The sequence below is a fragment of the Cytobacillus sp. OWB-43 genome (genome assembly GCF_034651445.1).
GTDB lineage: Bacteria > Bacillota > Bacilli > Bacillales > Cytobacillaceae > Cytobacillus > Cytobacillus kochii.
On the sequence record NZ_JAYEFF010000001.1, the window covers coordinates 1,019,884 to 1,041,913 of the forward strand.

Genomic DNA, 22,030 nt, shown 5'->3' on the forward strand with positions numbered 1-22,030 from the left:
AACAGTTCGGTCTTTTAGTAAAAGTATTGTTAATTTAGCGTATAATTTCTTCCATGACGCGTTTTGGTAGTTAAATCATCCTTTAATATGAGCCTAATTTACTTAGCTTAAAACCCAATTGTATCATTACACCATGTTCTCTTTAAAATAGAAGATATAGAACTTGAAAATAACCGAAGATAAACTAAAGGGGCTGGGTTATAACTAAATGAACTACCTTAAAACGAACAATAACAAATGATGCCCTTTGAACATGAACATCATTTGTAAAAAAAGTCCAATTCATTGCATTATAGACACTCCTTTCTGACAAAAAATCCGAATGATTAGATGATAAATACGCCTAATCACTCGGATCAATCCTTAGCTAGAATACTTATGTCCCAACCTCTTCAGTTATTTCGTCCTTCTTTCGATCAAATTTACGCCAACGCCCATACAAATCACTCCAATTAATAACATGAGGACTAATGGCATTGTAATCTCAAGCCATCCGGCATCAAAGATGGCTATATCCATTAGGGCTTCAATCGCATGAACGAGTGGAAATAAATCGGCAACGAACGAGAGGACAGGGTGACTAATCAGTCCAGGTGGCATGTAAACACCACTGATGACCGGCACAATTGGCATAACGGACGGGAAAATCATATTAAACTGTTCCGGCGTTTTTATAAATCCTGTAAATAACATGGCTAAACTCACCATACTGAGTGTAAAGACAGCAGCGACAGTAAGTATCATGCCAAAGTTATGTCCTAGATCATAGTCCATCACATAATTAAAAATCGCTAATACAATTACAATTTGCATAAACCCAATCATAAAACTGTAAAACAGATGGCCGGCATACATCCCCGTTTTGCTGACAGGAGAGAGAATCATTCGATCCCATACACCACTCACTTTATCGGAAGTTACTGCATTCACTTTAAATCCAATTGTAAACATGGCTAGAAACAGGGTGAAACCAAACAGTAATTGGAGCTGCATATTATATTCAGGCACTTCTCCACCCTCAATGGATTCCGTTTGCATTTGGAATGGAGCCTCTTCCAAATAACCATTCACTTTCTCTCGTGTGGTGTCAACATTCCCTGTTCCAGATGCGGCTTGGAGCTGCGCCTCTTTCGTAAATACAGAATGAACATAGTCTTCCACTAATTGGACCGCCTGAGTATTGGAAGCTGCAATAATCTGATAATCACTTTCTGATAGCCGAATCGCTGCCTCACTTTTTCCATCTTCCACATCTGTCTGTGCCTCTAATTCATCAGTAATCACAAAATCATAATCCTGATTTGCATTCAACAGAGGCTCCCATTTTTCTTCCACTTCTCTACTATTAGGCTCAAGGCTAAAAATCGGAACGGTTGTTTCTGTTTGTTCATGCAAATCCGTGAAAATAAACGTAAAAAGTATGCTTCCTATGGTCAATAGAATGACTAACCATGGACTTCTTATGTCCTTCTTGAATTGCGCCTTCATCACTGGAAACATTACGACCTCCCCCTTTCAGGAAACAGGAGTATTCCGAGAGAAAAAAATCCACAGAAAAAACCAAATTGCTTCACCAATGGTACGGCAAAAGAAATCGCATTTCCATTTTGCAGAAATTCCGTAAATAAATCTATCGCTACCCCAGTCGGTGTCCATTGACTCAATTCCTGTACCCAATTCGGGAATTGTTCCAACGAGAAAAAATTTCCGCCTAATGCAGCCAACACCATAACGACCATTGTAAACAGTCCATTCGCTGTATTTATATTACTCATCCTTAACGTCAACGAAGTGAAAATCGCAGATAACCCAGCAATAGTTAATGAGAAAAACGTAACAATAACAATGATGCCTAGCCAAAATTCCGATAATTTTTCGGGGAAGATTCCCAACATCAGATCAGTTGCAATAAACACAAGCATTAACTGAATCCAAGCCAGAAAGAAAGTAGAAATTACCTTTCCCATTAAATACGAAAATGGACTGCTGTTCGTTAATAAAATTCGATTGAAAACGCGTTCTCTTTTTTCCGTTGCCGTCTTTACTGCAACTGTTGCAGCAATAAATAGCGCAAAGAGTGAGCTCATCGCAATCGTATAATATTGGGCAAGTTCTATTTCAACAATGTTTTCGCTGATTACGTCTCTTCCTCCTTGCGGTAATACTAGTTCTGTTCCTTCATCTTCTGTCACCGCATCAAGTGCCAATTGAAAATTGAGCGTCTCGATATAATGATCGATTACACTAGCTAAGATATCCGTTTCAAATGAATGCTCTGCTATTTGAAAACGAATAGCTGTATCTGCAGGTTGCCCTAGCATTACCTGACTTAACATATCATGCGTAAATCCTGCTGGAATTTTAATAATGGCTTCTAATTCGCCGTTTTTGACCTGTTTTTTCGCTTCCTCTTCACTCATCTCTATGGTATGAATCCAGGAACTTAATTCAGGATCTTCAAAAAACGATACCATTACCCCACTTGGTGACAATGTTTTAGCCTGGTCCATCATTGCATTTATTTCCATTTCTTCCAAGTTCATTTCCAGTAACGTTTCTTCAAATTGTTTAAATGCGGCAGCTTCATCATCTTCCAGAACCAAACCAGCCCTTACATCCAATTCATCGGTATCATCTATCGATATTCCGGAGAAGGCAACATTCAGAACAATCAAGATCAATATTGGCGCTAATATAGAAATCAAGACTTCTTTACGATCCCGCCAAAAAACCAATAAATCTTTTTTAAAAAATGAAATCATTTGGCTCCCCTTCCTCCTCTTAATCTCTTAATGTCCGACCGGTAATATGCAGGAAAACATCCTCAAGACTTGGCTTTTCCATTTGAAAATTCGTTAAATGAATGGCTTCACTTTCAACCGCGTGTACTAAATCACTTAAGATACTACTTCCTTTTTTGGAGATAATCCGTAAACTTTTATCTGTTACATCTACACGACGTATGTTGTTAATAGCTTTCACTTTCTCGACTACCCTCTCACTCGTCTCGCTCAAAGTTACTTGAATCATATCCTCACTGGACAAAATGCTTAATAACTCTTCTTTACTTCCTGCAGCCACCACTTTCCCATGATCCATAATGTAGACACGTTTGCATAATTGCTCGACTTCTTCCATATAGTGACTCGTATAAAGCACTGTCGTTCCATATTCCTCATTTAGTTTACGCACCGTTTCAAGAATATGGTTTCTTGATTGTGGATCAATCCCTACAGTAGGTTCATCTAGAATAAGAACTTTTGGTTGATGCAACAAAGCAGCTGCAATATTAACCCGTCTTTTCATCCCGCCGGAGAATGTTTTTACCAGCTCTTTTTGACGTTTTTTCAATCCGACCATCTCAAGAACTTCCTGGATACGTTGCTCTAAGATATTCTTTTTGACGTGATAAATTTCACCAAAGAACTTTAGATTTTCATAAGCAGTAAGTTCTTCATATAAGGCAATCTCTTGTGGAACAACACCAAGGATTCTCCTGATTTCTCCCGGGTTTTTAATGGTACTTTTGCCATTTAGTTTCACATCACCGGAAGTCGGCTTGAGTAAAGTAGAAATCATGGAAATCGTTGTAGACTTGCCAGCTCCATTCGGTCCAAGCAAACCAATAGATTCTCCTTCATCTATATAAAGATTAATTTCATCCACAGCTTTTTTTCCTTTAAATATTTTGCTTAATTTTACCGTTTCAATCATATCCACACACCCCTGTATAAGTTGGTAGCACAGAAAAACTTGACGTAACGCTCGTTTTTCTAATACTTATATCCTCTCCTGACATTGTCAATATACATAAAAAAAAACAGTGTCACCACTGCCTTCAGTCATTTTCATCATCATTGGTCATGACTTTAGTCATTTTCATTTTTCGCCTAGTTATTTGCTGCTTCTCTTCAGTTAATCAGACAAGATTATGGCGGATTGCGTAAATAGCCAGTTGTGTCCGGTCTCTTAAATTTAATTTATGTAAAATCTGACTCGTATTATTTTTCACCGTTCCGACAGATAAACCTAGTCGCTCTGCAATTTCATGATTGTTAAGCCCTTCACCGATACAAGTTAATAGTGCACGTTCACGCGGATTCAGCGATGGATCTGGATTTTTTTCTTCCTGGCGATGGAGAAGAAGCGGCATCACTTTGGCTGCAACTTGATCTTCCACACTCAGTCCACCTTTTAGCGCACTACGGATAGAGCGAATGAGAGAATCGGTATCTGCATTTTTTAATAGATAACCGCTTACGCCTATTTTTAATGCTTCCATCACATACTCGTTATTATCAAACGTTGTTAACATTAAAATTTTTGATGGTTTCCAACGGGATTGTATAATTTTAGCAGCTTCGATTCCGTCCATAACAGGCATGTGAATGTCTAAAATAACTACGTCAAATACATGCTTTTCACAAAGGTCGATTGCTTCCTTACCATTGCTTGCTTCTCCGACAACCTTCATTTCCTCATCTGTTTCAATCATCATCTTTAGCCCTTGCCGCACCATCACCTGATCTTCAGCCAATAGAATCCGTATCAACATTACCCCTCCTAGTCTGCTAATTTTATAAAACCCTTAACGATAAATTGCTCTTCCGTTTTCTGTACTTCTAACTGACCGCCGATTTTTTCAAGCCTTTCTCGCATGGAGGTTAATCCGAATCCTTCCTCAAAGCGATAACTATTCATCACCGGATTGGTGATTTCAAAACGAAAAACACTGCCCCCTGGAGCTTCAAACGAAATCTCAGCCTCTCTAGCATTACTATGTTTCATAATATTCGTAAGTGCTTCCTGTACAGAACGAAAAATGACAAAAGACTGTTCACCTGTAAGCGGTACGGTAAACGCCCCATGCTTGACTGAAAACTGAATACGGATAAAACTCTCCGTTTCCAGCTTACGGATTAATCGTAAAATGCCCTGAAGTCCTCCAATTTCATTGCTCTTTAACACTTTCACCGCATTTCGCGTTTCTTCAAGACTTTCACTTGCTAGGGACTTTAAAGACTGGATCTGCTCCTGATCTTTTTCATCTGCCGTTAACCTGAATGCTTCCATTTGCATGAGAAGCGCAGTAAGTTTGTGACCTACAGAATCATGAATTTCATGTGCAATTAGGGTACGTTCCTCCTGCCTTGCTGATTCTTCCTCCGAGGCAACACGCCTTTTTAAACTCCTATATTCACTGAGTAGCACATCATACCTAAGGAAAAAATCATCCTTCTCGTTCTTTGTTTGTTTATAAAGCGTGATCGCTGCAATGAGAAAAACTAAATACAGCAAGATAAAACTAATTTCAGTTGCGGAGAAATCCTTATTTAATATGATAAAAATAACTCCTATAGTACAAACAATTACAATAATACTAGCAAGACGAGTTGACAGCTGATAATAGGCTTCTCCAATTAACAAGGATAAAATCAACAGCAGAAACAGATTAAATCCTTCTCCTTGTTGCGGGAATAATATAATGACCGAAATCACTGCATTAATAGCAATTAACACGGTGGAAATGACAGGCTTTTCCTTAACAAGCGGCATGAAAAAAAACAGTATAAAAAAAAGTGATAAACCAAATAGCCGCCATGTGATCTCTGACAAATCACCTGAAAAGCCTAGAATAGCAAAACTCCAAGCAACTGCATTAAACAACAACCATATCCAGTATAAGTTCATACACATTGTCCCTTTCCTTCCAATGAATATATCGTACCAAATAGGGTTTTAGATAACAATTATCTAAGGTAATATATCTAAAAGAAGAAGAACGTTGTTTCTCGAAAGGATCAGTTATTGGAATTGGGGAAGAAATATGGTTTTTGGTTTTTGGTCTTTGAACTTAACTAAGCAAGCGGCGAGAGATAAATTGACTGGAAACGCCAATGTATTTTTCGTGACATATAAGGTGGAATATTTTATACCTATAGATTTGAGTAATATACGACTGGTGAACAACCACTCAAGTAATGTGGAGGTAGGGGAAAGGATTGTTTATTTTTAGCAAAAGTGTACAAAGTCCAAGTACTTGAACAAATAATGAAATAACTACACATTTAGTCTTCGCCTTATTTGATTTTCTTTAACTGATTGGTGGCACAGCATTTTAGTAACTAGTTTCAGTATTCGGGCGCTTGTCTTGAATAATAAGGCGCCTTTTTAACATGCTCTTCACATTAAAGGATTAAATTATCTATAAATAAAATATTGTAACTTTCCCATTTAAACTCTAAAGTTACCTTACAAAATCTCCGAAATGTGGTCTATACATAAAAAAATATCATTAAACAAAAAAGAAAGAGGTGATACACTCACCTCTAAAATCGATTAATCATATGTAGTAGCCCTGCTTATCCTTAATTAGAAGCAGATGGCATTGCTTTACATGGCTGAATGGTTAATAATGATCTTGGTTTTGTAAGGCTCACTTTAATACCAGCTTTTTTTAAACGGTTCACTAAATCTACGATCTGTGTTTTCTCCATTTATAAAACTCCTTTTTTCCTGCCTTTATACTTTATATATTAAAGGATAATTATGAAAAAACTATGAACAATCCTTTATTTTTTTCCTTCTTTTATAACTTTTTTGTGAAAAAAGTATAAAAGGATTATGATTTTGTTGGATAAAGTGAAAACTTGCTTGTATGTATTGTCCAACGCATCGCATTGTCTATTTTATCATTACTTACCCTTTTAGAATTATGACAAAACCTCAACAATTTCATTTCAAACCATATGTATTTATATTCGCTTTAAAGGGGTAAAATCCCTCTATTTTTTCATGTTTTTCAAATAAATATGATCTAGATTAACACTGTGACTTGAGTTAATGTTATAATTTTATCGATTATGATGCATGGAGGAATATAATTAATGCTAACTGTTACAAACGTAGGTCTCCGCTATGGCGATCGCAAATTATTCGAAGATGTTAATATTAAGTTTACACCTGGCAATTGCTATGGTTTAATCGGCGCAAATGGTGCGGGTAAATCCACCTTTTTAAAAATTTTATCTGGCGAAATTGAATCACAGTCCGGGAATGTTAGCTTAGGACCAGGGGAACGGCTTGCAGTCTTAAAGCAAGACCATTTTGAATATGAAGAATATGAAGTATTAAAAGTGGTTATTATGGGTCATGCACGCCTTTATGAAGTAATGCAAGAGAAGGATGCTATTTACATGAAAGCAGATTTCTCAGATGAAGATGGTATGAGAGCTGCTGAATTAGAAGGTGAGTTTGCTGAGTTAAATGGTTGGGAAGCAGAATCCGAAGCGGCTATTTTACTTAAAGGTCTCGGCATTCCAGAAGAATTGCATATGAAGAAAATGGCTGATTTATCAGGTGGAGACAAAGTAAAAGTATTGCTTGCTCAAGCATTGTTTGGAAAGCCTGATGTTTTATTACTAGATGAACCGACGAACCACTTGGATATTAAAGCAATTGCATGGCTAGAGGAGTTTTTAATTAACTTCGAAAACACAGTCATCGTTGTATCTCATGACCGTCATTTCCTAAATAAAGTCTGTACTCATATTGCTGACTTAGATTTCGGTAAAATTCAAATTTATGTCGGTAACTATGATTTCTGGTATGAATCAAGTCAATTAGCACAAAGAATGGCACAGGATGCAAATAAGAAAAAAGAAGAAAAAATTAAAGAACTACAAAACTTTATTGCTCGTTTTAGTGCGAACGCGTCAAAATCTAAGCAAGCAACATCTAGAAAAAAATTACTTGATAAAATTTCTTTAGATGACATTAGACCGTCCTCAAGACGTTATCCGTATGTAGGGTTTTCACCTGACCGTGAAATTGGTAACGACTTATTAAGAGTAGATGGACTATCAAAAACAATTGACGGTGTGAAAGTGCTTGATAATATAAGCTTTATTATGAATAAAGACGATAAAATTGCCCTTGTGGGTACAAATGAACTTGCTAAAACAACTTTATTCAAAATTCTGATGGGTGAAATGGATCCAGATGAAGGTTCATTTAAATGGGGGGTAACAACTTCTCAAGCTTACTTTCCAAAGGATAACTCAAATTTCTTTGAAAATAGTGAGCTGAATTTAGTCGAATGGCTCCGTCAATATTCTCCTGAAGATGAAAGTGAAAGCTTCCTTCGTGGCTTTTTAGGTCGTATGCTCTTCTCAGGTGAAGAAGTATTGAAGAAAGCAAGCGTGCTGTCAGGTGGAGAAAAAGTTCGCTGTATGCTATCAAAAATGATGCTAAGTGGTTCAAACGTACTTTTACTTGACGAACCTACTAACCATTTAGACTTAGAATCCATTACCGCTTTAAATAATGGTTTAATTGCCTTTAAAGGTTCGATGATTTTTGCATCACATGACCATCAATTTATCCAAACGATTGCTAACCGAATTATTGAAATCACACCAAACGGTATCGTAGACAAACAAGTAACTTATGATGAATACCTTGAAAACGATGAGCTACAAAAGCAAATCACCAAAATGTATCAGGCATAATTGTAAGAAAGCTGGTAGCCATATACGGCTACCAGCTTCTTTAAATGGATATGTAAAGTCGCGAATACCTGAGGACACTCAAAGTTGTATCTATAACAAACACCTACGTAAAAATACATAAATATATCCTTAGTTAATTTCAAGTATTGAATATTCATTAAAGTTATTTTCCGAAATGACTTTAAAACCATTTTTTCTTAATAAGGCTGTTGTGACACCATTACCAACTATTTGTTCCCCTTTGAATTCTCCATTGTAAATAACTGAACTACCACATGATGGACTATTTTCCTTAAGGATAATTGTATCTGCTCCCAACTCTTGAGCTTTTTTTAATGTAGCATATGCACCGTTGATATATTGTTTTGTAACATCCTTACCTGACTTTTCGATCACTTTTGCTTTTCCGTCTAATACATCTTCACCATCTCCGCCCACGATTTCAGCTGGCTCTCTTGGCGTCGTAAAACCTCCGAGTAATTCCGGACAAACAGTCATCGCTTGATTCTCTAATAAAAGTTTCTGGATTCTTTCGTCTAAACTATTAGATCCATTATATCTTACATTCATTCCTGCTAGACATGCACTTACTACTATCATGTTTTCACCGCCATTTGTTAGTCCCAAACAATCTTTTCTATTGATAATAGTAACATAATTCTTTCTTTTTAAAGTTATATTCTCACATTTACTCACATCTATATAAAAGCAAAAAAGCACAGTAAAGTTACTGCGCTTCCTTCCTACCATCTTCTATTATGGATATCATATCGGTTACGTTTCCTCATTTTTCGTATAAATAAGAAAACCACTATCAAAATGATGGCAACCGAGCCTATAGCAATATAAATAATAAGAGTCGTATTTTCCTTCTCAGTATCATCACTAGCTTCATTCATCGTATGATGGTTCGCTACCTCTTGTTTAGGCTGTTCTCTTTCCAAAGTTATTTCTTGTATCACTTTGTCATTATTATCCACGATTTCTAATACACCTTGATTATTTAAGTGTTCTGTAAATCCTTCAATCGGTAAAGATACCTTGTAGCTATTTTCTGTCGGTTGAAACACTTTTTCACCAACAAAATATTCTTGTTCAGGGACAAGTTCTTTATTTTCATAATGAGAGAAACTGTAATCAAAGATGGTTTTGGTGTCTTTATAAATATCACGTTTAAAATCTGCTTTCATAACAATCGCTGTTAATGCCAATTTCCCATTATCTGCAGTAGATGCGAGTGTTTGTTTAGATTCACTGACAAATCCAGTCTTCCCACCAGTAATCCATTCGTACGGTCTTTGTCCAGTTAGGAGTTGATGATGGCTAATGAGTGTCGTATCCCAAGATTCACCATCCCATTTTAATTCTACAGTACCGAAAACTTCAGCGAAGGTCTCGTTTTTCATAGCATAATTTGTGATGATTGCCATATCCTTTGCCGTTGTATAATGGTTTTCGGAAAATAATCCGTGGGGGTTCGTAAAATGAGTCTCGGTCACTTTTATTTTATTTCGCATGTAAGCATTCAATTTTTTCGAAAAATTCTCTTCATTACCTTCCAAATGAATGGCAATTGCCTTTGCCGCATCATTACCTGAGTTAATGAGCATTCCTTGAACGAGCTTTTTTAAAGTTACCTGCTCGCCCTCTTCTAAGTATACTTTTGTCCCATCAACATCTACTGCTTCTTTAGAAATGGTAACCACATCATTTAAGTTTCCGTTTTCAATTGCGTAAATAGCGGTTGCAATTTTAGTTAAACTTGCTGGATACATTTTTGTGTTTGCATTTTTTTCATACAATATAGCGCCCGTTTCTGTTTCCATAACGATTGCCGTTTCACTGACAATTTCTGGTTCATCATCCTTTGCATATGCTTGTGTACCTAATAACATGAGGAATAGGAAGATGATCATCCATTTTTTCTTCATTCATCCACTTCCATTTCTAGTGCTTTTTACCCTATTGAATTGTACCAAAAAAATTAGACTTAATTAAAGATGATAACAAATTGTTACATAATTGAAAGAACATTGTCGTATTTTGTAATAACTTAACTAATACTGGTGATCAGAACTAAACTTATTACGCACCTAATTTTTTGTCATAAAAAAGAGCATCCTTTATTTAGATGCCCTAATTTACTAATTATATGATTTTAACTACTGCCGCAGCCTCCACCGCAACTCCCACCTGAATCACCACTAGAACAAGAACTATCATTGGAAGGTGACGATGCATCACTAGCACAGGCAAAACCACTACATGAAGAAGAAGTAAAGCTATTCTTAGCTATCTCTTCAGGTAAATAACTACTTACCGCTTCCTCAAAATTGTCATAATCATACATTGAAAAATAAATGCTTATAAAAAGAATACTTTGGTGGGGAAATACGGACTTTGATTGCAAACTCTTTTCTTGATTTTCATGAAAATCAGTTGCTAATTTAATATTTTCTTTTATCGATTGAATTAATTCCAATTGGATATTCTTCCATTTAGAATGAGTCCGAAAATAAGTCATTAACAATTCTTTTTCACTTAAAGCTTTAAAATCAGCTATAATTTGCGGGTGCAAAGGTTTTCTCATAAAAGATCCCCATATTTTCACACTATTCTCAGATGGTTGGAAATAACTTAAATACAAAAAGTCAAAAAATGCTCTTTCATTATGTGCAGATTGATTGCCTCCAATGTTAGGGGTATGGTGTAAATATTGACCAAATAATTGCTGGCAAAAATCAGCATATTTTTGTGTAAACAAAATCATTTCATGCCATAATGCATCTACTTTGCTACTATACATGGGTACTGTTTTAAACAAGCTACATAAAAAGAAATATCTTTTCAATTCCATGAAAAGCCAATCAAATTCATGATCTTTCCATTTTGGATGTTCTTTTAGCACACGATTTCTTAACTGCCTTTTATCACTTTCAGTAAATGAATTCTCTACTTGATGAACTAAAGAATGTGCTATCGGCTGAACTAAACCAAGATTATTCGGGATTGGCAATTCCTTTAAAGGTTTTACAGTCGGTTTTAAGAATTTGGCAAATACGAGAATCATGATGATAAATAAAATTATAAATAAGTACAACATTCTCTCTTCCCCCCTCTCGCTCATTATACACAAGATATTGGCACCCCACCATAAATTTGGAAGATTATAACCAAGCATTCAAAAGCGATGCTTTACCCCAAATTTTTCAAAAAAATTTTATCGTTAGGTTTTTTTCATTCAATGATTAATCATAATAAAAAACTCCTCGAAAGGTTTGCTATCTTTTCGAGGAGCTATGACTTACTTATTCTTTTTCATATAATTATCGTATACATCATCTTTCGCTAACCAAGCAAAATCAGCTATCTTAATTGCATTCACTGCCGATTGGAAATCTTTAAATACTGTCGCATTTTCTTGATGATTCTTTTCTATTTTCCACTGCTCTTGTTTTTGGTAGATACGATAAATGTCACCAGAGCGTCCTTCATAAATCGTACCATGGCTATTTTCTTTTTGGTTGAATTTATTTTTAGGTGCATCAATTTTTAATGATTCTTCTGTGAATAATTCTACAACAAATTTTCTAAACGCCTCTTCATTCATCGTACAGCCTGATGCTTTCGCATGACCACCCCCACCGTACGTGCCTGCAACAGCCGAAACATCAATGTGATTGTGAATCGTTCTGAAGCTGACTTTGCGACCACCCGTATTAAGAATTGCAATATAATCTAAATGAGGGTATTCTTTTCCCAGCTCATTGCCGAGTTCGGAATGATAAGATTCCGCATGAACAACACCAACAATATGCTTATCAATCGACGCTTGGATAAGTTCTCTTTTTTTACGCTTAATATAGCGTTCAATTTTAGCTTCTTCCATTGATAATAATTTCGCTTCAAGCTCATCAAATTCAAAATCATCTGCGGTTTTTAATCTTTGCAGTATCATTTCTTCAAATTCTTCTATAGAAAACATATAAAATAAATCATTCAACTGCTTCGCTTTTACATTATTATTTTCGTCCCATTCCCAAGTATCATATTGTCGAACCAATTCAATGAATTGTTCAATGGACCTTTTTGGAGATAGTTTTTTTTGCTCAACAAAATACTCATATAATAATGACGTAGCACAAGTTTGTCTACCATCATCATATTGTACTGTTACTGTAGCCCATTCATATTCATTAAAGTGTAGGGCCGTTTTATGATGATCAATTAGTTGTGCATGACCACCCTGATTGACAAAATCATCTACTCTTTTCGTGTTATCTTCATTGATCGATAAGTCTGTTATGTAAAGCTTGGTATCTTTATGGTCCTTTTCAGAAAAAAACTTCTCGACTTTATAGTCTAAGCCTCCGACAGAATTATAATAAACTTGCCCTTCTTCTCCTAATGCTAGCTTGATTATAATACCACAACCAACACCATCTAAGTCGTTATGAGAATATAATTTATACATTACTTCACCCGCTGTTCTAGAATATTTCAATATGTATGCTCTCCCAAAAGAGTTAGTACTATTATATATGAAAAGAACCCTGCATGAAACCGCAGGGCATTAAATTAAAACAGAAGGTATGCAATAGGTGTAACAAGAATAAGAGCAAGCACTGTTCGTTCAAACCAAATAATCACCATTTGCCTAATGGTAATAGGAATATCAGTTGATAAAATGCAAGGAACTAAAGCCGAAAAGAAAATAATGCCGCTAACAGATACAACACCAATAATAAATTTTGTCATCAAAGCGGCTTCTGTCACTACCATAGAAGGTAAGAACATTTCAACAATCCCAACCGATGTCGCTTTTGCTGTTAGCATTGCTTCTGGTAATCCTAATATAGCTGTAAATGGATAAAATAAATATGCAAGCCAATCAAAAACTGGCGTGTATTCGACTAATACCAAGCCAATAAGCCCAATAGACATAATTGAAGGCAGAATGGACATCGTCATTAATACACCATCTTTTAAATTTTGTTTCACATTTTCAAATATTGATGGTGCTGAAGCAGCAGCTTTCATGGCTTCTTTCCACGCAGTTTTTAGCAGAGGTTTATCATATGCATCTTTCTCTCTCCTCACACCTTGATAATACTCATTTGACATGTTTCTAATTGGCCAAATTCTTACCGTAATTGCTGTTACTACAAATGTAATTATGAAGGATGTCCAAAAATAAATCGCCCACATAGACATTAAGTCTAACGCTTTAGCCACGACAATCATAAAAGTAACAGAAACAGTGGAAAACCCAGTCACTATAATTGCTGCTTCTTTCATTGAGTACTTACCTTCTTTAAAGATACGATTAGTAATTAAAATACCGACAGAATAACTACCGACAAAAGAGGCAACGGCATCAATCGCAGACCGTCCAGGTGTTTGGAAAATCGGTCTCATAACCGGTTTCATTATCACTCCGATAAATTCAAGCAGACCATAGCCTACTAATAAAGCTAAGAAGACAGAACCAATTGGAACTAATAAACCGACAGGCGTAACAAGACTATTAAATAAAAAAGGACCCATATTTGGGTCAAATATGAATGCGGGACCCAAGTTAAAATAAACCATAAATGCAATAACTACACCCAAAAGTTTTAAGAAGGAAAATACTGTTGTCACAATCGTTTCTTTCCAATTACCTTTTATAAAAGGATATAGGCCTCCTATCATGATAATCAATAGCAAATAATAAGGAACAACATTACCTAGAAGGTGGCGCAACCCACTCACAATATGATCGATCATGATGGAAGATTGCCCGTTCAATGTTATCGGAATAAAAAACATAAATATACCAATCATACTGTATATGAAAAACTTCCATACATGACTATTGGCGTTTTTCATTTGAGATTTGGTTTTTGGATTACTCAGTTCAGTTTCCATATTTCCTCACATCCTATCTTCCTTTAAATGTTATTTTTTATAAAAAGAGACTGGCACATACCAATCTCTCCCTTACTATTAGTGACTTTTAAGCTTGTTTGTTACTAGGGCACCATTGTCAATAACTATTCTTCCAGCTTTAATTACCGAATGCGTATGGTTCATTCCATATAAATATTGCGTTTGCATATAATTAGGTACATCAAGTATAAGAACATCTGCCTTTTTCCCTTCTTCCAGACTGCCAATCTCATGGCCCTTCCCAATCGCATGGGCAGCATTGATTGTTGCCGCGTAAATCGCTTCAGCAGGCGTTAAGCCCATATGCATACAAGCAAGATTCATCATAAAAGGTAATGAAGCTGTTGGTGAGGAACCAGGATTACAATCTGTAGACAAAGCAACTGCTACTCCTTCATCAATCATTTTACGACCATTTGCTGCTGCTTCCATTAAGAAAAAGGCTGTACCAGGAAGAAGAACAGCAATGACACCTGCTTCCGCCATTTTTTTAATCCCTTCATCTGATGCTTTCAATAAATGGTCAGCTGATATGGCACCTACTGCTGCTGCTAATTCTGCTCCACCATACGGTTCAATTTCATCTGCATGAATTTTTGGTATTAATCCAAGATTTTTACCAGCTAACAGTAACCTCTTCGATTGTTCAGGCGTAAACACTCCTCGTTCACAAAATACATCATTAAAAACAGCTAACTCTTCCTCTACCACAAGCGGGAGCATCTCATCGATGATTAGATCAATAAAAACATCTGGACGCTCCTTGTATTCTACAGGTATGGCATGTGCGCCCATAAAGGTGCTGACAATATCGATTGCATGAAGATGATTGAGTTCTTTAGCTACAAACAATTGCTTATACTCAGTTTCCCAGTCAAGGCCGTAGCCACTTTTTGCTTCAATCGTTGTTACACCGTGTATTAAAAAGCGATCTAACCGTTTTATACTCTCCTCCTTTAATTCATCTATTGTCGCTGCTCTCGTTTTAGTTGTGGTGGCATGAATGCCACCTCCGTTGTTCATGATTTCCATATAGGTGGCACCATTTAACCTCATATTAAATTCTTCTTCACGGCTCCCTGCATAAACTAAATGTGTATGTGGGTCCACTAATCCAGGCATGACCACTTTACCACTCGCATCAATTATCTCTGCTAAATTTATTTCCTGATGAAATTGGCTGAGCAATTCATCTGTTTCACCGATGGCGACTATTTGTTCATCTTTCATTAGTATCGCCCCATCATTAATGACGTGTAATTGATTCATTGCTGCTTTAACTGCTGGTTGTTGTGAATGTCCCTTTAATGTAAGTAGTTCATTCGCATGCTTTATAAACAAATAAGTTGAGCTCATTACCTCACCTCTCCTCTATTGATTATTTTTCGGTACCCCTCTTCAACATTGGTATATGAATGCCTTTATCTATGGCCGTTTGTTTCGCAAGATCATAACCAGCATCAGCATGCCGAACTACACCCATACCAGGATCTGTTGTTAGCACTCGCTGTAATCTCTTCTCTGCTTGTTCCGTTCCATCAGCAACTATCACCATGCCAGCGTGTAAGGAATAGCCCATACCTACTCCACCGCCATGATGTACTGACACCCAACTAGCACCACCAACACTATTAATTAAAGCATTCAAAATTGGCCAATCTGCTACTGCATCACTGCCGTCCTTCATGGCCTCTGTTTCCCTATTAGGTGAGGCAACAGAGCCTGAGTCAAGATGATCTCGCCCAATTACGATTGGTGCTTTTAATTCACCAGATGCAACCATATCATTAATTATTTTTCCAAACCTTGCTCTTTCGCCATAACCTAACCAACAAATTCTTGAAGGTAACCCTTGAAATTGAATTTTTTCTCTAGCCATTTTAATCCAGTTACATAAATGCTTATTATCTGCAAACTCTCTTAAGATGACTTCATCTGTTTTATAAATATCCTCTGGATCTCCCGAAAGTGCTACCCATCTAAAAGGGCCTTTCCCCTCACAAAATTGTGGACGAATATAAGCAGGGACGAATCCTGGAAAGGCAAAAGCATCTTCCACACCTTCATCATGCGCGACTTGACGAATATTGTTACCGTAATCAAATGTAATCGCACCTTTATTCTGCATTTCAAGCATAGCAGCCACATGAATGGCAATTGACTTCTTAGCTTTTTGAACATAATCTTGTGGATTTTCAATTCTTAACTTGGCTGCTTCTTCCATTGAATAAGCAATTGGAATATAACCATTTAACGGATCATGCGCGGATGTTTGATCTGTTAATATATCAGGGATGAAACCGTCGTCCAACATTTGAGGGAGGATTTCAGCTGCATTTCCAAGCAAGCCAATTGACAGTGACTTTCCCTCTGCTTTTGCTTCCTGTGCAAGCACAATCGCTTCTTTCATATCGTAAACTTTTTTATCCAAATATTTTGTTTCTAATCTTCGGTCTATTCTCGTCTCATCTTTATCTATTGCAATACAAACACCCCCAGCCATTGTCACTGCTAATGGCTGCGCCCCTCCCATACCCCCAAGGCCCGATGTAAGTGTAATCGTTTGCTTTAAAGAACCATTAAAATGTTGCTTTGCCAGTTCTGAAAATGTTTCATACGTTCCTTGCACAATTCCTTGGCTGCCAATATATATCCAACTACCTGCAGTCATTTGGCCGTACATTATTAAACCTTTTTTGTCTAGTTCATGAAAGTGATCCCAATTTGCCCATGCAGGAACAATGTTAGAATTGGCAATTAATACTTTGGGTGCATCTTCATGTGTTTTAAAAACCGCAACAGGTTTCCCTGATTGCACAAGCAATGTTTCGTCATTTTCAAGCTGGTGAAGAGTTTCCATCAAACTATCGTAGCTCTCCCAATTTCGAGCCGCTTTACCAATCCCGCCATATACAATTAATTCATCAGGCTTTTCTGCGACTTCTTTATTTAAATTATTTCTTAACATACGAATAGCAGCCTCTTGAATCCAACCTTTTGCATGAAGTTCACTACCTGTATAATTAATAATTTCTCTCTTCACTTTTTCCATCATTATCCCTCCAACTCATTCATAAGTTTATTTTAACTTAGAATTTTCAGAATAAACCGTCTATTAATATTGGATTATTTATATTTTTTTGTGATTTGTTACTTTGATTTATATAATTATTTATTCATTTATTTGATTTATATAAAAATATAAAGATTATATAACTAAACCATTTTAATTCTGCCGTTCTATTTTTATTATTCTTCTATTTATAAACCATCTAATTCTTTTTTGATCTGAACCAATTCCGTTTCTTTCACGGTAGAATTGCCTCTTTTAATTAATGTTGATTCTGCTCTCTTCATGCCAGACTCGACAATATGTTTAATGAGACTTTCCATGGATTGATTAATCGGCCAAAACAAAAAAATCCAAACAATCATTCTAGGTTTTAAGGAAAAATTGAATGATTGTTCAGATTGAGTTTTGTTTATGATTTCGAGACGAGATGTTCTAGCTGTTCGTCATTAATAAATCGTTGTATATTTTTAAGCGTCAGCTGGTTAATTCTTTGGACTGCTTCAAAAGTAGCCCCACCTATATGAGGAGTTGCTATCACATTTGCTTGTTTTGACAACTCCGTAATAGAAGGCTCTTTTTCAAAAACATCTAATGCAGCACCTTTAATCACATGATTTTTTAATGCTGCAAGCAGGTCCACTTCATTGACTAATCCGCCGCGTGAGATATTAATAAGAAACGCACTCGGCTTCATTTTTGCTAACGTTTTTTCATTTATTAGATGGCGATTTTTCTCAGATAACGACGTAGAGAGAATAATGTAGTCGGCAGTTGATAGTAAATCGTCAAGTTCAGTAAAGGTAACATTCAGCTCTTTCGCTTTTTCCTCGTTTCGGTAATGGCCGAAAGCAATGACTGACATATCAAAACCACTTGCTCTTTTAGCAATTGCTTGTCCGATTGCACCGAAACCAATAATCCCTAACTTTTTCCCGTAAACTTCGTTCCCCATAGAGAGCTGCCATTTACCATTTTTCATCTCATGATCTTTTTGCGCAATTTGTCTTGAAATTGACAATAATAACGAAAAGCCAAGATCTGCTGCGGAATGTGCATTTTCCCCTGGTGCATTTGTAACAACAATCCCTTTTTTCTCAGCATAGTTCACATCGATGTTATCGTACCCTGCTCCGAATTTAATAATGTACTTTAAATTGGGGGCATGGTCAATGACTTCTTGATCAATTTTCACAATAGCAACGACGATGATATCAACATCTTCGACTTCTTTTAATAACTGTGATTTTGTAAGTCCACTATCACTATGAACGAACTTCACTTCTGCATTTAACTGCTTCGCTTCTTCTATGATTGTCGGATATTCCTCGATAAAGGGATCTCTAATTAAATATAAAACTTTCATTTTCATCTTCACCTTTATGTTCATTTTTGTTAGTACGTACGACTGGTGTTTGCACGAAAAGTACTTGGAGAGCACTTCATGATTTGATTAAATACTTTATTAAAATATTGTTGATTACGATAACCACATTCTTTCGCAATTATTTTAATAGGAAGATTTGTTTCCGTCAATTGCTGGGTCGCCTTTTTTATACGACGCATCGTAACAATCTCTCTAAAGGATTGCTTATAATACTTCGTTAATAAGGAGCTAATATAGCTTGTATTACGATTAAATTTGGCAGCAATCATATCTAAGCTTATCTCTTTCTCATGATAATGTTCTTCTAGATAATGATATATTTGCTTGGCTAACTTCTCGGACTTCGAGTCTATTTGCATGTCTGTATCTATTAAACTAGCTATCAGCTTGATCATTTCTTCTATTACTCGATAAATAAGTGGTGAGTATAGAATCGTTTGGAATAACGCTTGATATTTTTCTTCCTTTTCTTTATCAATTAAATGCCTTGAAATCATGTATCGTCTAATTTGTGCCAAAATACTCGTTAACCTAATTCTAATAATAGCTGGATCAGGGTAAGGCGAAGTTAGACTTAAAAATTGCTCATATAGCCATGTTTTGATTGCTTTTATATCCCCTCGCCGTAAATAATCAATCCAAAACTCCTGCTCTTTTGGTGTTAAAAAAGGGTCAATACTCACCCATTCGTTTGCTGACCATGGAATAAGCTTATTTAGACCAGTGTAAAAAGAAAGCTCCATTCGTTGCTTAATCTTACCGTACTGTGATTGCAGTAGACCTGTATCATTTGTATTTCCTTCGGCTAAAATAATCGCTTCATTTGATTCTTTTTCCCATCCACGAATAAAGGTATGGCATTTTCTTAAAAGATCTTGGTCATTCTCCTCTACAAGGCACAAAATCATCTCAGGTAAAAGAAATACTTTTTTGACATTTGCCCATGAATGACCCATTACATATGTATATAACTTAAATATTTCATTTGGATGAATAGTTCTCATTCCTATGACCTTTACATGATGGGCTTGATTTTTTTGCAGTAAGGTTCTATCTTCAGTATTGTCTTCTGCTATTTGCGCATGGTTCAGGCTTTTGCTATGCATACGATAAAGAATCTGAAGTGATCGAAGCACATCCTCTGGTGACACAGGTTTTACTAATAAATCACTCACTCCTATTTCAATGGCTTTCTTTGCTTGATCAAAAGTAGGTTGAATCGTCATTGCTAAAATTTTTATGTTTAAGATAGGCACAAGCTGTTTTAATTTCTTATATCCCACTGAATCGAACATTTCCATTTCCAACAATAAGAGATCCGGACTTTGTTTTTCCAAGGTTGTAAATACTGCATTTGTAGATGATCTTATTTCAATTTGCCAAGTAGGATATACGGTTTTAATTAACCATTTTAATCCCTCTGCATCGACGTTATCTCGATCAGCAATCAAAATTTTATACATTAAAATCATCTCCTTTTTATTATGTTAGCTTAAAATGCAAAAGTAAACAATTTTGAAAAAAAAGATAAAAATGAGACAAGTTCTGCTGTTCAACCTGCATACATATGAAGTACAACCTAATAATGAGGAGAGATAGAATGAAGTTTCTAATTATTACAAAGCAAACGATAATCACTGTTTTATTATTAATTGCCCTTATTGCATCTGCTTCGGTATGGCTTATATCAAAAAATGGGAGTTTAGCGGTGTTTGGGAATACGACAGAAACGACAAGGGAGATTGAAATGGTAACAACGGAATATAAAACAACAATGGAAAATGGGGAAGAAATGGAAGTCTATCGCTGGGATCCAGGAACTGTATTTTTAGAGGTCGGAGAAAAGGTCAATTTAAACATACTAGGTGTGATGGGTAAGGAACATTCCTTTTATATAGAGGGAACTGATATTAAAGGTGTGGTTCAAAAAGGAGAAGAAACTAAAGTCCCCCTCCAATTTGACGAAAAAGGTACCTATCAACTCATCTGCCATAACCATTCCCAAGAGGAAGATCACGGAAAAATGATTGCTTACATTGTTGTACAATAATTATCATTTTCTCTAAGAATATTCAACATAGACAATAGCCAATGAATAATGAAGCGAACAAATTGAATATACTTTTGATTTGTTCGTTTTCCTATTATAATCTCCTTTATGTATCCAGAGAATATCGCTTGGAAAAATCAAAAATCATAAACAACGATTCTATTTTCTTATAATTTAATTTTCAGGAGGGACAAAGGTGTCTAAAGATATGGTTTTTCTTTTTGGTGCTATCATATCTATGATTGGGTTTCTTCTCCAACGAACTTATCAAACCTGCAAAAGAGATACATAGCCTTTATTATTTTTACCAGTATTCTGTTTTCAAGAATTTATTCGATAATAAATTCAATACAGTAAACTAGTTAAAGAGCGCTAAAACATAGCCTTAAAAAACACAATTCGGTAATCGCAATATGCTTCATAAAAAAACTGCCGTAACTCGTACGACAGTAGAATTTCCTTCTATATTATTATTTTGAAATAAACATTTGTGTCCAATAATGACCGTGAGAACCACCTTTAACATAGCCAACACCAATCTCAGTGAACTGACTAGATAAGATATTTTTACGGTGTCCATCGCTATTCATCCATGCTGTTACAACAGCTTGTGCACTTGTTTGGCCAGCTGCAATGTTTTCCCCTGCTGCATTGTATGTTAGACCAAAATCTTTTATCATTTGAAAAGGAGTGCCATATGTAGGAGATTGATGACTAAAGTAACGATGATCGATCATGTCTTGAGATTTAAAGCGTGCCACTCGCGCGAGCTCCCAATTTTCTTTTAATGGTTTTAAACCCACTTTAGCGCGCTCTTCGTTTACAAGCTGAACGACTTGAGATTCCATTGATATTGTTGCTTGAGCAGTGGATGGAATTTGAACTGTTTGACCAGGGTAAATTAGGTTGGGATTCCCAATTTGTTTATTAGCTTGAATAATCTCTTGCACCCCTACTTGATACTTCACCGCTATTTTCCACATTGTATCTCCGGATTGCACTGTATGTATGGTTTGAGCACTTGCTATATTTTTCATTCCAAAGACAAGAGTAACAGTTAACAAAAATAATGATAAGTATTT

18 protein-coding genes are annotated in these 22,030 nt (G+C 36.0%); 2 read left to right on the top strand and 16 right to left on the bottom strand.

All coding sequences use genetic code 11. The features are described from left to right. Window positions 1–396: 396 nt before the first annotated feature. From U9M49_RS05010 to U9M49_RS05035, 6 genes are all read right to left on the bottom strand, one after another. The gene (locus tag U9M49_RS05010; protein WP_322909418.1) at window positions 397–1,500 is read right to left on the bottom strand and encodes an ABC transporter permease; all 1,104 of its coding nucleotides are present in this window, start codon (window positions 1,498–1,500) and stop codon (window positions 397–399) included. Further along, window positions 1,500–2,762, bottom strand: a complete 1,263-nt coding sequence (locus U9M49_RS05015) for an ABC transporter permease (RefSeq protein ID WP_322909419.1) — start codon at window positions 2,760–2,762, stop codon at window positions 1,500–1,502. The genes U9M49_RS05010 and U9M49_RS05015 overlap by 1 nt, the downstream gene beginning before the upstream one ends. A gap of 19 nt (window positions 2,763–2,781) precedes the next feature. Continuing rightward, a complete protein-coding gene (locus tag U9M49_RS05020) occupies window positions 2,782–3,714 on the bottom strand; it encodes an ABC transporter ATP-binding protein (protein WP_322909420.1) in 933 nt (310 codons plus the stop codon). Window positions 3,715–3,919: 205 nt separating this feature from the next. Continuing rightward, complete coding sequence (locus tag U9M49_RS05025; protein ID WP_322909421.1) at window positions 3,920–4,552, bottom strand: response regulator transcription factor; 633 nt, start codon at window positions 4,550–4,552, stop codon at window positions 3,920–3,922. Window positions 4,553–4,563: 11 nt separating this feature from the next. Beyond that, the gene (locus tag U9M49_RS05030; RefSeq protein WP_322909422.1) at window positions 4,564–5,691 is read right to left on the bottom strand and encodes a sensor histidine kinase; all 1,128 of its coding nucleotides are present in this window, start codon (window positions 5,689–5,691) and stop codon (window positions 4,564–4,566) included. Between the two features lie 677 nt (window positions 5,692–6,368). Then, a complete protein-coding gene (locus U9M49_RS05035; RefSeq protein WP_263624167.1) occupies window positions 6,369–6,497 on the bottom strand; it encodes a hypothetical protein in 129 nt (42 codons plus the stop codon). A 390-nt stretch (window positions 6,498–6,887) separates the two neighbouring features. Here U9M49_RS05035 and U9M49_RS05040 point away from each other — a divergent pair, with 390 nt between their 5' ends. Next, window positions 6,888–8,510, top strand: coding sequence for an ABC-F family ATP-binding cassette domain-containing protein (locus U9M49_RS05040; RefSeq protein ID WP_322909423.1), 1,623 nt, complete (start codon window positions 6,888–6,890; stop codon window positions 8,508–8,510). 129 nt (window positions 8,511–8,639) lie between these two features. Here the strand turns inward: U9M49_RS05040 and U9M49_RS05045 are convergent, their stop codons facing one another. The 9 genes from U9M49_RS05045 to U9M49_RS05085 all read right to left on the bottom strand — a co-directional run bounded on the left by U9M49_RS05045 (window position 8,640) and on the right by U9M49_RS05085 (window position 20,361). Next, window positions 8,640–9,110, bottom strand: coding sequence for a DUF523 domain-containing protein (locus U9M49_RS05045; RefSeq protein WP_095373682.1), 471 nt, complete (start codon window positions 9,108–9,110; stop codon window positions 8,640–8,642). A 143-nt stretch (window positions 9,111–9,253) separates the two neighbouring features. Further along, the gene (locus U9M49_RS05050; protein WP_322909424.1) at window positions 9,254–10,441 is read right to left on the bottom strand and encodes a D-alanyl-D-alanine carboxypeptidase family protein; all 1,188 of its coding nucleotides are present in this window, start codon (window positions 10,439–10,441) and stop codon (window positions 9,254–9,256) included. 227 nt (window positions 10,442–10,668) lie between these two features. Then, window positions 10,669–11,613 (bottom strand): hypothetical protein, encoded by a 945-nt coding sequence (locus tag U9M49_RS05055; protein ID WP_322909425.1) that lies wholly within the window; start codon window positions 11,611–11,613, stop codon window positions 10,669–10,671. A 201-nt stretch (window positions 11,614–11,814) separates the two neighbouring features. Beyond that, window positions 11,815–13,014 (bottom strand): DHH family phosphoesterase, encoded by a 1,200-nt coding sequence (locus U9M49_RS05060; protein WP_307313672.1) that lies wholly within the window; start codon window positions 13,012–13,014, stop codon window positions 11,815–11,817. 74 nt (window positions 13,015–13,088) lie between these two features. After that, window positions 13,089–14,420 carry a YjiH family protein gene (locus U9M49_RS05065; protein WP_322909426.1) on the bottom strand — a complete coding sequence of 444 codons (1,332 nt, stop codon included), beginning with the start codon at window positions 14,418–14,420 and terminating at the stop codon, window positions 13,089–13,091. 78 nt (window positions 14,421–14,498) lie between these two features. After that, window positions 14,499–15,797 carry an imidazolonepropionase gene (hutI, locus tag U9M49_RS05070; protein WP_095373151.1) on the bottom strand — a complete coding sequence of 433 codons (1,299 nt, stop codon included), beginning with the start codon at window positions 15,795–15,797 and terminating at the stop codon, window positions 14,499–14,501. A 22-nt stretch (window positions 15,798–15,819) separates the two neighbouring features. Beyond that, a complete protein-coding gene (gene hutU / locus U9M49_RS05075) occupies window positions 15,820–17,496 on the bottom strand; it encodes a urocanate hydratase (protein ID WP_322909427.1) in 1,677 nt (558 codons plus the stop codon). A gap of 427 nt (window positions 17,497–17,923) precedes the next feature. After that, window positions 17,924–18,877 carry a phosphoglycerate dehydrogenase gene (locus tag U9M49_RS05080; RefSeq protein ID WP_095373149.1) on the bottom strand — a complete coding sequence of 318 codons (954 nt, stop codon included), beginning with the start codon at window positions 18,875–18,877 and terminating at the stop codon, window positions 17,924–17,926. Window positions 18,878–18,906: 29 nt separating this feature from the next. After that, window positions 18,907–20,361 (bottom strand): helix-turn-helix domain-containing protein, encoded by a 1,455-nt coding sequence (locus U9M49_RS05085; protein ID WP_322909428.1) that lies wholly within the window; start codon window positions 20,359–20,361, stop codon window positions 18,907–18,909. Window positions 20,362–20,498: 137 nt separating this feature from the next. Here U9M49_RS05085 and U9M49_RS05090 point away from each other — a divergent pair, with 137 nt between their 5' ends. Beyond that, window positions 20,499–20,948 (top strand): cupredoxin domain-containing protein, encoded by a 450-nt coding sequence (locus U9M49_RS05090; RefSeq protein WP_095373146.1) that lies wholly within the window; start codon window positions 20,499–20,501, stop codon window positions 20,946–20,948. A 470-nt stretch (window positions 20,949–21,418) separates the two neighbouring features. Here the strand turns inward: U9M49_RS05090 and safA are convergent, their stop codons facing one another. Then, window positions 21,419–21,985, bottom strand: coding sequence for a SafA/ExsA family spore coat assembly protein (gene safA, locus U9M49_RS05095; RefSeq protein ID WP_370873276.1), 567 nt, complete (start codon window positions 21,983–21,985; stop codon window positions 21,419–21,421). Window positions 21,986–22,030: the final 45 nt, after the last annotated feature.

What these genes read in the sequence shown, in the direction of transcription:
- U9M49_RS05035 (WP_263624167.1), bottom strand. Translation starts at nt 6,497, where the DNA reads ATGGAGAAAACACAGATCGTAGATTTAGTGAACCGTTTAAAAAAAGCT.
- U9M49_RS05010 (WP_322909418.1), bottom strand. Translation starts at nt 1,500, where the DNA reads ATGTTTCCAGTGATGAAGGCGCAATTCAAGAAGGACATAAGAAGTCCA.
- U9M49_RS05085 (WP_322909428.1), bottom strand. Translation starts at nt 20,361, where the DNA reads ATGTATAAAATTTTGATTGCTGATCGAGATAACGTCGATGCAGAGGGA.
- U9M49_RS05045 (WP_095373682.1), bottom strand. Translation starts at nt 9,110, where the DNA reads ATGATAGTAGTAAGTGCATGTCTAGCAGGAATGAATGTAAGATATAAT.
- U9M49_RS05090 (WP_095373146.1), top strand. Translation starts at nt 20,499, where the DNA reads ATGAAGTTTCTAATTATTACAAAGCAAACGATAATCACTGTTTTATTA.
- U9M49_RS05015 (WP_322909419.1), bottom strand. Translation starts at nt 2,762, where the DNA reads ATGATTTCATTTTTTAAAAAAGATTTATTGGTTTTTTGGCGGGATCGT.
- U9M49_RS05050 (WP_322909424.1), bottom strand. Translation starts at nt 10,441, where the DNA reads ATGAAGAAAAAATGGATGATCATCTTCCTATTCCTCATGTTATTAGGT.
- safA (WP_370873276.1), bottom strand. Translation starts at nt 21,985, where the DNA reads ATGAAAAATATAGCAAGTGCTCAAACCATACATACAGTGCAATCCGGA.
- U9M49_RS05080 (WP_095373149.1), bottom strand. Translation starts at nt 18,877, where the DNA reads ATGAAAGTTTTATATTTAATTAGAGATCCCTTTATCGAGGAATATCCG.
- hutI (WP_095373151.1), bottom strand. Translation starts at nt 15,797, where the DNA reads ATGAGCTCAACTTATTTGTTTATAAAGCATGCGAATGAACTACTTACA.
- U9M49_RS05055 (WP_322909425.1), bottom strand. Translation starts at nt 11,613, where the DNA reads ATGTTGTACTTATTTATAATTTTATTTATCATCATGATTCTCGTATTT.
- U9M49_RS05030 (WP_322909422.1), bottom strand. Translation starts at nt 5,691, where the DNA reads ATGAACTTATACTGGATATGGTTGTTGTTTAATGCAGTTGCTTGGAGT.
- U9M49_RS05020 (WP_322909420.1), bottom strand. Translation starts at nt 3,714, where the DNA reads ATGATTGAAACGGTAAAATTAAGCAAAATATTTAAAGGAAAAAAAGCT.
- U9M49_RS05065 (WP_322909426.1), bottom strand. Translation starts at nt 14,420, where the DNA reads ATGGAAACTGAACTGAGTAATCCAAAAACCAAATCTCAAATGAAAAAC.
- hutU (WP_322909427.1), bottom strand. Translation starts at nt 17,496, where the DNA reads ATGATGGAAAAAGTGAAGAGAGAAATTATTAATTATACAGGTAGTGAA.
- U9M49_RS05040 (WP_322909423.1), top strand. Translation starts at nt 6,888, where the DNA reads ATGCTAACTGTTACAAACGTAGGTCTCCGCTATGGCGATCGCAAATTA.